The organism is Tabrizicola sp. (assembly GCF_041911175.1).
Taxonomy (GTDB): domain Bacteria; phylum Pseudomonadota; class Alphaproteobacteria; order Rhodobacterales; family Rhodobacteraceae; genus Tabrizicola.
This window is the reverse complement of record NZ_JAYRPN010000121.1, coordinates 70,841-81,440: the sequence shown is the minus strand read 5'-3', so window position 1 is coordinate 81,440 and position 10,600 is coordinate 70,841. Positions and strand designations below refer to the sequence as shown.

Sequence of the window (10,600 nt, the reverse complement as noted above, 5' to 3'; positions counted from 1 at the left end):
GAGCGTCTCGGTCCGGGACTTGCTCACCCCCACCCGCGGCAGTAGGCGTTGCGTGAGGGCGGTGACTGCAGGGCTTTCCATCGGACGCTCCCTTGGCGAGGAAGAGTCCGACAGAAAACCACAAAGCATCGCCCTCACCAACCTACTGTCGTGCAGGTTACCAAATTCCTAACGTCCGCGGTCAAATATATGTAGAAAAAAGGAAATCCGGAAATGTCCACCGTGGACAGTTTCAGGGGATCACCTCGAACCGGTCCACATCCACCATCCCCATATCGGTGATCTTCAGATGCGGGATCACCGGCAGGGCCAGGAAGGCCAGCTGCAGGAACGGTTCCTCCAGCACCACCCCCAGCGAGGCCGCCGCCGCCCGCAAGGCCACCAGCTCCTCCCGCACCTCCTCGAAGGACCGGAGGCTCATCAGCCCCGCCACCGGCAGCGCCAGCTCGGCCAGCACCCGCCCGCCTTCCACCACCACGAAGCCGCCCTCGATCTCGACAAGCCGGTTCGCCGCGACCGCCATGTCCTCGTACTCCGCCCCCACCACCGCGATGTTGTGGTGGTCGTGGCAGACTGTCGACCCGATGGCCCCCTTCTGCAACCCGAACCCCCTGACGAACCCCGTCGCCTGGTTGCCGTTCATCCCGTGCCGCTCGATCACCGCGATCTTCACCAGGTCGCGGGTCAGGTCCGGTCGCTTGTCCCCGTCCTGCGGCGCGATGTCGAAACTCAGGTGCTCGGTGATGATCTTGCCCGGCAGGATGCCGATCACCGGCGTCTCCACCCGGTTGCCCCCGGTGCGGAAATGCCCCGCCTCGATCCTGGCCGACTTCACCGACCCCCGCGCCACCGGTTCGGTCCCGGCCCGCCCTGCGAAGGCCGCGTCATCCGCCACCACGCCCCCCGCCAGCACGAGGCTCGCATGACAGCCTTCCAGCGAGTCGATCACCGCGATGTCGGCCCGCTTGCCCGGCGCGATCAGCCCGCGATCCTTCAGCCCGAAGGCCTCCGCCGCCGACAGCGAGGCCGCCCGGTAGACCGCCAGCGGCGGCGCGCCGAGGGCAATCGCCGTGCGGATCATGTAGTCGAGGTGCCCGTGCTCGCCGATATCCAGCGGATTGCGGTCATCGGTGCAGAGGCAGAGGTAGGGCGAGAACCGCTCCGTCAAAAGCCCCACCAGCGCGTGCAGATCCTTCGACACCGAGCCTTCCCGGATCAAGACCCGCATCCCCTTGCGCAGCTTTTCCAGCCCCTCGTCGTAGGTGGTCGCCTCATGCTCGGTCCGTATTCCCGCCGAGAGATATCCGTTCAGGTCGTTCCCCCGCAAAAGCGGTGCGTGGCCGTCGATGTGGCGGCCCTCGAAGGCCTCCAGCTTCTCCAGGCAGCCCGCGTCCTTCATCAGCACGCCGGGATAGTTCATGAACTCCGCCAGCCCGATCACCTTCGGATGGTCCATGAAGGGCACCAGATCGGCAGCCGACAGCCGGGCCCCGGTCGTCTCCATATGGGTCGAGGGCACGCAGGACGACAGCTGCACCCGCAGGTCCATCACCAGTTGCGACGCCGACTCAAGGAAGAACCGGATGCCCTTGATCCCGCAGACATTCGCGATCTCGTGCGGGTCGCAGATCGCGGTGGTCACGCCGCGCGGGGTGACGCAGCGGTCGAATTCGTGCGGCGTCACCAGCGAGCTTTCCACATGCAGGTGGGTGTCGATGAACCCCGGCACCAGTACGCGGCCCGACACGTCGATCTCCCGCCGCCCCGAGTAACTCCCGAACACCCCCACGATGGTATCGCCGCAGATCGCCACGTCGGTTGCAACCAGATCGCCGGTGATCAGGTCGAAGACCCTTCCCCCCTTCAGCACCAGATCGGCGGGCACCAGACCGCGGCCCTGATCGATTCTGTCGGCAAGCGGTGCTTTCGGCATGGCATTCTCCTTTCGGATCAGGGAACCTGAAACCTCATGCGGCGTCTAGTGGCCGTGACCTTTGCGGAACCTTCCATGCGCCCCCTTCGCGGCATCGCCTTCAAGCTTGCCTCCGTGCTGGTCTTCATCGTCATGGCCTCGATGATCAAGGCGACCGCCGACCACGTTCCGGCGGGGCAGACGGTGTTCTTCCGGTCGTTCTTCGCGATCCCGGTGATCTTCGTCTGGCTGGCGGTCCGGCGCGAGTTGCCGGGCGGGCTGAAGACGGCGAACCCCTTCGGGCATTTCTGGCGCGGGCTGATGGGCACGCTGGCGATGGGCTTCGGCTTTGCGGGGCTCGGCTACCTGCCGCTGCCGGAGGTGACGGCCATCGGCTATGCCGCGCCGATCCTGACCGTGGTCTTCGCCGCGATGTTCCTGGGCGAGGAGGTCCGCCTTTTCCGCATCAGCGCGGTGGCGATGGGCATGGTGGGGGTGATGATCGTGGTCTACCCGCGTCTCACGGTGCTGTCGGGCGACGCGGCGGGCTATCTGGAGGCCTTCGGGGCGATGGTCGTGCTGGGCGGCGCGGTCTTCGCCTCACTGGCGCAGGTCTTCGTGCGGCGGCTGGTCAATACCGAACCGACGGCGGCCATCGTCTTCTACTTCTCGCTGACCGCGACGGCGCTGTCGCTGATCACCATCCCCTTCGGCTGGGTCTGGCCCACACCGGGCGAGACGGCGATCCTGGTCGCGGCGGGGCTGCTGGGCGGGGTCGGGCAGATCCTGCTCACCTCCAGCTACCGCGAGGCGGATGCGTCGCTGGTGGCGCCCTTCGACTATGCCTCGATGATCTTCGCGCTGGGGATCGGCTATTTCGTCTTCGCCGAGGTGCCGACCCTGCCGATGCTGGCGGGTGCCGCGCTGATCGTGGCGGCGGGGATATTGATCATCTGGCGCGAGCGGCAGCTGGGGCTGGAACGCGCCCGGCAAAGGAAGGCGATGACGCCGCAGGGGTGACGGGCCGCTCGTCGAAGCCCTTCGGGCACTCCTCGCTCGGACAGCTCTCCAGCGAGGAGAAGCCGAAGGCGCACGACGAGCCGCCCGGTCAAAGTCCCAGCCGGTCCAGCACCCAGACGCCCATCGCCTGCACCATGTCATCGCGCCAGGACAGGGGCCCGGGCCGGTAAAGCGCCGAGGCAAGCGCACGCTGCTGCTTTTCCAGAATGCCCACGTCTTCCTTGGCGACGCGTTCCCAGCGGTCGTAATAGGGTTCGGCGCGGGCCTCGAAATCCGGGAGCGACAGCCGATCTTCCGGGAAGCAGCCGCCGACCTCCAGCACCGTGCGGTTCTCGCTGACCGGTCGCGTGTTCAGCCACCACAGGCAATCCTGCGCCACGGCGAATTGCACCGTGGGGAAGACGACGGTGAAATAGGTCCCGAGCTTCGCCTCCTCGTCCAGCCCCTCGATCGGCGGGAAGGGCGGCTGGTCGCTGCCCAAGGTGGCGATCGACCGGCCCGAGATCACCTGAATGGCGATCCAGTCGCCCCTCGTGGCGGGTGAGCGGGACTGCTGCGCCCCCACGGTGTCGCGGTGGACGATGCCGGTGTGATAGGTCTCGACCGCGTTTTCGAGGATGAGCTTCCAGTTGCAGGCCACGTCCAGCGTGACGGACCAGGTACGCCGCATGGCCCCGAGCTTGTGGCTGGCCATCCTTTCGGGGAAATCGCCCAGATGCTCGCGCAAGGACGGCCCTTCGCGGGTAAAGCGGGCGAAGACGAAGCCCTCCCACACGTCCAGGTCCAGCGCGACCAACCCGTTCTCCACCTTGTCGAAGCCCTCGGCGTCCTTCATGTCCGGGCAGCCGTAGAGGCGGCCGTCGTTCAGGTAGCTCCAGGCGTGGTAGGGGCAGGTGATGCGGCCCCCCACGTTGCCCTTGCCTTCCAACAGGATCGAGCCGCGGTGGCGGCAGTAGTTGGCAAAGCAGCGCAACTGCCCGTCATTGCCCCGGATCAGCACGATGGGGCCGCCGGGGCTGTCGAACGCGCGGTAGTCGCCGGGGTCCGGCAATTCCTCGGCGCGGGTCAGGAAGAACCAGTGTTTCAGGAACACCCGCTCGCGTTCGGCCTTGAAGATCGCGGGGTCGGTGTAGAACCCGGCGGGCATCGAGCGGGCCCGGTTCAGGGGTTGGGTGGCGGCGGTCAGGTCGGCGCGGTCAAGGCTCATCGGTTCCCCCGGTCTGTGGCACGGCTGGCGGCAGTCTGGTGGCAGGGTTGGGGTCTTGCAAGCCCGGGCGCAAATGGCCCGTGCAAAGACGACGCAGCAGGCCTAGGCTGCGGCACGGCCATCATGGCCGGGCAGGGAGGGACGGTCATGGCCAAGGGCATGAACAAGCGCAAGGAAACCAAGAAGCCGAAGAAAGAGGCCGCCAAGGCCCCGGTCGCGGTGTCGTCGACCAATGCCAAGGTCACGATCCCGGCGGGCAAGCCGAAGGAGTAGGGTGGGGTTTTATCCCACCACCCGCCTAGAACACCTCCTTCACCGCCTCCATCGCCACATAGGTCGAGGTCGAGGCCACATGCGGCAGGGCGCTGATCACCTCGCCCAGCACGCGGCGGTAGGACTGGATGTCGGCGGTGCGGACCTTGAGCAGGTAGTCGAAGCTCGATGCCATCATGTGACATTGCTCGACTTCCGGCACCACCAGCACGGCCTTGTTGAAGGCGGTCAGCGCCGCCTCGCGCGTGTCCGAGAGCCGCACCTCGACGAAGGCGACATGCGCCTGGCCCATGCGGATCGGGTCGAGGATCGCGCGGTAGCCGGTGATGATGCCCGCCTCCTCCAGCCGCTTCATCCGGGCCTGGGTCGGCGATTTCGACAGGCCGATCCGGCGGGCAAGCTCCACGGCGGCGATCCGCCCCTCGGTCTGCAACACGCGCAGGATGGCAAGATCGAAGCGGTCGAGGTCGGCGCGGTCGGTTGGCATTGCCATTCTCCGAATTTCGTCGGCTTTCGCCTGCATAGCACCAAAGTTTCGGGAAAACAGCCTGAGCGTTTGCGTATATGCTGGGCGAAACGAAGAGGTGCCCCGATGACTGCCGATGTTGCCCTGTCCGCCTGGTCGATCATCCAGACCGGAAGCCTGACCGACGAGACCGCGCTGGTGCAGCGTCTGGTGGCGGGGGCCGCGCTCGACGCGCCCGCTCGGGCGGCCATCGTGGCGCAGGGCGCAGACCTTGTGAAACGCATCCGCGCCAGCGCCAAGCCGGGGCTGATGGAGGTGTTCCTGGCCGAATATGGCCTGTCGACCGATGAAGGCATCGCGCTGATGTGTCTGGCCGAGGCGCTGCTTCGGGTCCCGGACGCCGAGACGATGGATGCGCTGATCGAGGACAAGATCGCGCCCTCGGACTGGGGGCGGCACCTGGGGAAATCGGCGTCCAGCCTCGTAAACGCCTCGACCTGGGCGCTGATGCTGACCGGCAAGGTGCTGGACGACCGCGAGGGGGGCATCGTCGGCACGCTGCGCGGCGCGGTCAAGCGGCTGGGCGAGCCGGTGATCCGCACCGCCGTTTCCCGCGCAATGAAGGAGATGGGGCGCAACTTCGTGCTGGGCGAGACCATCGACAAGGCGATGGACCGGGCCGAGGAACTGGAATCGCGCGGCTACACCTACAGCTACGACATGCTGGGCGAGGCGGCGCGGACCGAGGCCGACGCGCGGCGCTACCACCTGAGCTATTCCCGCGCGATCACCGCCATCGCGCGGGCGGCCAAGGGCAACGACATCCGCACCAATCCGGGGATTTCGGTGAAGCTTTCGGCGCTGCATCCGCGCTATGAGGTGGCGAAGCGCGAGCGGGTGATGGAGGAACTGGTCCCCCGCGTCCGTGCCCTTGCCACCTTGGCGAAAGCGGCGGGCCTCGGCTTCAACATCGATGCCGAGGAGGCCGACCGCCTCGCCCTGTCGCTGGAGGTGATCGAGGCCACGCTCTCGGACCCGGCGCTGAAGGGCTGGGACGGGTTCGGCGTCGTGGTGCAGGCCTATGGGCGGCGGGCCGGGGCGGTGATCGACTGGCTGCACGCACTGGCCGCACGGCTGGACCGCAAGATCATGGTGCGGCTGGTGAAAGGCGCCTATTGGGACGCCGAGGTGAAGCGGGCGCAGGTGCTGGGCCTGACCTCTTTCCCGGTCTTCACCCGCAAGCAGTCGACCGACGTCAGCTACATCGCCAATGCCCGGAAACTGCTGGCCCTGACCGACCGCATCTATCCGCAGTTCGCCACCCACAACGCCCATACCGTCGCCGCGATCCTGCATATGGCCGGGGCGCAGGGGCTGACGGCGCGGGACTACGAATTCCAGCGGCTGCATGGGATGGGCGAGCGGCTGCACGACATCGTCCTGACCGACAAGGGCACCCGCTGCCGCATCTACGCCCCGGTCGGGGCGCACCGCGATCTTTTGGCCTATCTCGTCCGGCGGCTCTTGGAGAACGGCGCGAACTCCAGCTTCGTCAACCAGATCGTCGACGAGGACGTGGCCCCCGAAACCGTCGCCGCCTGCCCGCTGACGGCGGTGGAAGGGCTGGCGGCGATCCCCAGCCCCGCGCTGGCGACCGGCCCGGCCCTCTTCGCACCCCGGCGGAACTCCAAGGGGTTCGACCTGACCGACACTGCCGACCTTGCCGCTATCGAGACCGCCCGCGCGCCCTTCCTGCAGGCGCAGATCGACGCCGCGCCGCGTCTGGCCGGTCGCGTGGTCGGTGGCCCGCAACTCGCCGTCCTGAACCCCGCCACCGGCGCGCTGGTCGGCCATGTCACCACCGCCAGCCTGCCGGATGTGGAAACGGCGCTGCGGCTGGCCGAACCTTGGTCCGCCGCCCCGCAGGAACGCGCGACCGTGCTGAACCGCGCCGCCGACCGGATGGAGGAAGATACGGGGCGCATCTTCGCGCTTCTGGCGCGTGAGGCCGGGAAGACCCTCGCCGATGCCGTCGCCGAACTGCGCGAGGCGGTGGACTTCCTGCGCTACTACGCCAGCCAGACCCAGCAGCCCCACCCGGCGCGGGGCGTCTTCGCCTGCATCAGCCCGTGGAACTTCCCGCTGGCGATTTTCTGCGGCCAGATCGGGGCGGCCCTCGCCGCCGGGAACGCCGTGCTGGCGAAACCCGCCGAACAGACCCCGCTGATCGCCACCCTTGCCGTCGACCACCTGCTCGCCGCCGGGGTGCCGCCGACCGCCCTGCAACTCCTGCCCGGCGACGGCTCGGTCGGCGCGGCCCTGACCCGCGACCCGAGGGTGAACGGCGTGGCCTTCACCGGCTCGACCGAGACCGCGCAGGCGATCCGCCGCAGCATGGCCGACCATCTGGATCCGACAGCGCCGCTGATCGCCGAAACCGGGGGGTTGAACGCCATGCTGGTGGACTCGACTGCACTCCCGGAACAAGCGGTGCGCGACATCATCGCCTCCTCCTTCCAGTCGGCGGGACAGCGCTGTTCGGCGCTCCGCTGCCTCTATGTGCAGGAGGACGTCGCCCATACCGTCACCGAAATGCTGTTCGGCGCGATGGAGGACATGGCGCTGGGCGATCCGTGGTCTTTGTCCACCGACATCGGCCCGGTGATCGACGCCGAGGCGCAGGCCGGTATCCGCGCCTATGTCGATGCCGCCCGGGCCGAGGGCCGTGTCCTCAAGGACCTGAAAGCGCCGGGGCAGGGCACCTTCATCGCCCCCACCGTCCTTTCGGTCAAAGGCATCCAGGACATGCCGCGCGAGATATTCGGCCCGGTCCTGCACGTCGCCACTTTCAAGGCGTCGGAGATCGACACCGTCATCGCCACGATCAACGGCACCGGCTACGGCCTGACCTTCGGCCTGCATTCCCGCATCGACGACCGGGTGCAGAGCATCGTCGAGGGCTTGAAGGTCGGCAACACCTACGTCAACCGCAACCAGATCGGCGCGGTGGTGGGCAGCCAGCCCTTCGGCGGCGAGGGCCTGTCGGGCACCGGCCCCAAGGCGGGCGGGCCGCATTACCTGACCCGCTTCACCCTTGCCCCGATGCCCACTGCCACACCCGACGATGCCGCGACCAGCGGCACCGAGGTTGCCAAGGCGCTCTCCGCCCCCTGGCCCGCCACCGCCGCAATCGCCGAGAACATGCCCGGCCCGACCGGCGAATCCAACCGCCTGACCATGACCCCCCGCGCGCCCATCCTCTGCCTCGGCCCCGGCCGGCCCACGGCGCTGCAACAGGCGGAAGCCATCCGCAAGCTTGGCGGTCATGCGGTCGAAGCCCCCGGTCTGGCCCCCGACGCGCTGGCGACGCTGCAAGGGTTCTCCGGCGCCCTCTGGTGGGGCGAGGCCGAGGCGGGCCGTCCCTACGCGCAGGCGCTGGCGAAACGGCAAGGCCCGATCCTGCCGCTGATCGCCGCGCCCGATGCGGGCCACACCCACCTGGAACGCCACCTCTGCATCGACACCACCGCCTCGGGCGGCAATGCGCAGCTTCTGGCCGCGGTGGCGGAAGCCTGAGCAACGAAGGCGACGGGGAGGCATCCTTGCCCGTCGCCACTCCCACGGCACCCGTCCGAGCGTTCAAGCCTTCGTGTAGTCAGGTCCGACGACGGTCGGCAAGCCGTCCGCAAGTTTCAGCCAGGTCAGCTTCTCTTCGATGGCCACATGAAGCGTCGGCACGAAGGCCTCCGGGTCGTCCATCGCGGCAACATAGAGGTGCATGACGCCCGACATCTTCTGCGACCGAAAAGACAGGGGCGTCCCGCAGTCCGGGCAAAACCCGCGCTCGACGCCAGGCGACGAGCTGAAGATTTTGGGCGCCCCTCGCGTCCAGCGCCAGGACCCGTCCGCGACGCCGACATAGGTCGTCATCGGCGCCGAGCACTGCCGTCTGCAGCTTTCACAGTGGCAGGTCACGCAACTCAGGACCGGCATGTCGATTTCGAAGCGGACCGATCCGCACAGGCAGCGACCAAACATCAGGACCCCGCGAAACTATGCCGTCATCCTGCCACAGCGGTCACGGCCCTCGCTGCCAAATGCGAACCCGTTCAATCCGGCGGCGACATCGCTTCCCGCTTCGGGCCCGCTCTTGACCCGGGGAACCTGATCGGAAACTCTCACCCCATGTTTCCGATCCGCGATCACAACCCCTCGGGGCAGACCCCCTACGTCACCTTCGCGCTGATCGCGGTCAACGTGCTGGTCTTCCTGTGGTATTTCACGCAGCTCTCGGAGTGGGAGACGAACCGCCTGTTCATGACCTGGGGCCTCGTCCCGGCGCGGCTGATGTCGGGCGCGGGGTGGGAAACCGTGGTCACCTCGATGTTCCTGCATGCTGGCTGGATGCATCTGGGCGGCAACATGCTGTTCCTCTGGATCTTCGGCGATAACCTGGAAGAGCAGATGGGCCATTTCTGGTTCCTGGTCTTCTACCTTGCCTGCGGGGCGGCGGCGGGTCTGGGCCAGGCGCTGCCCGATCCCGGCTCGGTCATGCCGATGGTCGGGGCCTCGGGCGCCATCGCCGGGGTGATGGGGGGCTATCTGCTGCTCTTCCCCAGGGCGAAGGTCGATGTGCTGTTCATCTTCATCATCTTCTTCCGCATCTTCGCCATCCCGGCCTGGATCGTGCTGGGCATCTGGCTGGGCATCCAGATATTCTCCGGCGTCGCCACCCCGTCGGACGCGGGTGGGGTCGCCTACTGGGCGCATGTCGGCGGTTTCCTCGCCGGGCTGGTGCTGACCGTCCCCGCCTGGCTCAGGCGCGGGGCCAGCGGCTACTGGCAGGCGACGGAAGGCCACCCGCCGCACCCGGAAACCCGGTTCGAGGCCTCGCGGTCGAACATCCCCCTCGTCCGCCGCCGCCGCTGAGCGCTTTGCGGATCGCCCCGCCCGGCGTAGGATCGCGGGCGGGGAGGCTGCGATGTTTCGGCTGGTCCTGCTTCTGCTGTGCTGTGCCGCCCCCGCCGGGGCCGGATGCCGCCTTGCCCTGGCGCTGGCGGTGGATGTCTCGCGGTCCATCGACGCGCAGGATTATGTGATCCAGACCGACGGCCTGGCCGGCGCGCTGGCGAACAAGGAGGTTCGCACCGCGATCTTCGGCCCCGAGGGGAAGGTGGCGCTGGCGATCTACTACTGGTCCGGCAAGGGCTATCAGGACCTCGTCCAGCCCTGGGTGATCCTCGACAGCCCCGAAGCGCTGGACGCCGCGATCTGGGCCGTCCGCCGCACCCCGCGCCCCGAGGCCCCGCTGGCCACCGCGCTGGGCGATGCGCTCAGCTACGGCCTCGACCTGATGGGTGACGCGCCGGACTGCGAGCGCCGGGTCATCGACGTGGCGGGTGACGGGCAGAACAACGAGGGCATCTCGGTCGCCCGCACCTACGAGCGCGAGGATTTCACCGGGATCACCGTGAACGGGCTGGCGGTGGGCGAGCACGAGGCCGACATCGTCGACTATTACGCGGACGAGGTGATCCGCGGCCCCGGTGCCTTTGTCGAGCTTGCGCCCCGGCAGGCCGACTACCCCGCCGCGATCCAGCGCAAGCTGCTGCGCGAACTTCGGGGCCCGATGATCGGCGCGCTGCGGCGGCCTGATCCGGCCCGGCTCTGACCCAAACCCGCCACGATTAAGGGAATCCTGACCGGAATTTCGCCGGTTTTC

General features: G+C 68.0%; 9 protein-coding genes. 5 read left to right on the top strand and 4 right to left on the bottom strand.

Features of this window, described 5'->3' with window-relative positions; translation table 11 throughout:
- Positions 1 to 232 precede the first annotated feature (232 nt).
- A complete protein-coding gene (gene ade / locus ACE3P6_RS16600; RefSeq protein WP_374397237.1) occupies positions 233 to 1,933 on the bottom strand; it encodes an adenine deaminase in 1,701 nt (566 codons plus the stop codon).
- Between the two features lie 75 nt (positions 1,934 to 2,008).
- On the opposite strand from ade, the gene ACE3P6_RS16595 reads away from it, so the two are divergent.
- Positions 2,009 to 2,932 (top strand): DMT family transporter, encoded by a 924-nt coding sequence (locus tag ACE3P6_RS16595; RefSeq protein ID WP_374397235.1) that lies wholly within the window; start codon positions 2,009 to 2,011, stop codon positions 2,930 to 2,932.
- Between the two features lie 88 nt (positions 2,933 to 3,020).
- Here the strand turns inward: ACE3P6_RS16595 and ACE3P6_RS16590 are convergent, their stop codons facing one another.
- On the bottom strand, positions 3,021 to 4,139 hold the full coding sequence (locus ACE3P6_RS16590) for an aromatic ring-hydroxylating dioxygenase subunit alpha (RefSeq protein ID WP_374397232.1): 1,119 nt from the start codon (positions 4,137 to 4,139) through the stop codon (positions 3,021 to 3,023).
- A 147-nt stretch (positions 4,140 to 4,286) separates the two neighbouring features.
- Here ACE3P6_RS16590 and ACE3P6_RS16585 point away from each other — a divergent pair, with 147 nt between their 5' ends.
- The gene (locus ACE3P6_RS16585; protein ID WP_374397231.1) at positions 4,287 to 4,412 is read left to right on the top strand and encodes a hypothetical protein; all 126 of its coding nucleotides are present in this window, start codon (positions 4,287 to 4,289) and stop codon (positions 4,410 to 4,412) included.
- A 25-nt stretch (positions 4,413 to 4,437) separates the two neighbouring features.
- Here ACE3P6_RS16585 and ACE3P6_RS16580 read toward each other — a convergent pair whose 3' ends face one another.
- The gene (locus tag ACE3P6_RS16580) at positions 4,438 to 4,899 is read right to left on the bottom strand and encodes an Lrp/AsnC ligand binding domain-containing protein (protein ID WP_374397228.1); all 462 of its coding nucleotides are present in this window, start codon (positions 4,897 to 4,899) and stop codon (positions 4,438 to 4,440) included.
- A gap of 105 nt (positions 4,900 to 5,004) precedes the next feature.
- On the opposite strand from ACE3P6_RS16580, the gene putA reads away from it, so the two are divergent.
- Positions 5,005 to 8,454 (top strand): bifunctional proline dehydrogenase/L-glutamate gamma-semialdehyde dehydrogenase PutA, encoded by a 3,450-nt coding sequence (putA, locus tag ACE3P6_RS16575; protein ID WP_374397226.1) that lies wholly within the window; start codon positions 5,005 to 5,007, stop codon positions 8,452 to 8,454.
- Between the two features lie 63 nt (positions 8,455 to 8,517).
- On the opposite strand, the gene ACE3P6_RS16570 is transcribed toward putA, so the two are convergent.
- Positions 8,518 to 8,808 (bottom strand): GFA family protein, encoded by a 291-nt coding sequence (locus ACE3P6_RS16570; protein WP_374397222.1) that lies wholly within the window; start codon positions 8,806 to 8,808, stop codon positions 8,518 to 8,520.
- A 255-nt stretch (positions 8,809 to 9,063) separates the two neighbouring features.
- Here ACE3P6_RS16570 and ACE3P6_RS16565 point away from each other — a divergent pair, with 255 nt between their 5' ends.
- Both ACE3P6_RS16565 and ACE3P6_RS16560 read left to right on the top strand, forming a co-directional pair.
- Positions 9,064 to 9,807 (top strand): rhomboid family intramembrane serine protease, encoded by a 744-nt coding sequence (locus tag ACE3P6_RS16565; RefSeq protein WP_374397219.1) that lies wholly within the window; start codon positions 9,064 to 9,066, stop codon positions 9,805 to 9,807.
- A 52-nt stretch (positions 9,808 to 9,859) separates the two neighbouring features.
- Positions 9,860 to 10,549 carry a DUF1194 domain-containing protein gene (locus tag ACE3P6_RS16560; protein ID WP_374397217.1) on the top strand — a complete coding sequence of 230 codons (690 nt, stop codon included), beginning with the start codon at positions 9,860 to 9,862 and terminating at the stop codon, positions 10,547 to 10,549.
- Positions 10,550 to 10,600 lie beyond the last annotated feature (51 nt).

Coding starts and splice junctions, on each gene's coding strand:
- ade (WP_374397237.1), bottom strand. CDS start 1,933: ATGCCGAAAGCACCGCTTGCCGACAGAATCGATCAGGGCCGCGGTCTG.
- ACE3P6_RS16595 (WP_374397235.1), top strand. CDS start 2,009: ATGCGCCCCCTTCGCGGCATCGCCTTCAAGCTTGCCTCCGTGCTGGTC.
- ACE3P6_RS16585 (WP_374397231.1), top strand. CDS start 4,287: ATGGCCAAGGGCATGAACAAGCGCAAGGAAACCAAGAAGCCGAAGAAA.
- ACE3P6_RS16590 (WP_374397232.1), bottom strand. CDS start 4,139: ATGAGCCTTGACCGCGCCGACCTGACCGCCGCCACCCAACCCCTGAAC.
- ACE3P6_RS16560 (WP_374397217.1), top strand. CDS start 9,860: ATGTTTCGGCTGGTCCTGCTTCTGCTGTGCTGTGCCGCCCCCGCCGGG.
- ACE3P6_RS16565 (WP_374397219.1), top strand. CDS start 9,064: ATGTTTCCGATCCGCGATCACAACCCCTCGGGGCAGACCCCCTACGTC.
- ACE3P6_RS16570 (WP_374397222.1), bottom strand. CDS start 8,808: ATGACGACCTATGTCGGCGTCGCGGACGGGTCCTGGCGCTGGACGCGA.
- ACE3P6_RS16580 (WP_374397228.1), bottom strand. CDS start 4,899: ATGCCAACCGACCGCGCCGACCTCGACCGCTTCGATCTTGCCATCCTG.
- putA (WP_374397226.1), top strand. CDS start 5,005: ATGACTGCCGATGTTGCCCTGTCCGCCTGGTCGATCATCCAGACCGGA.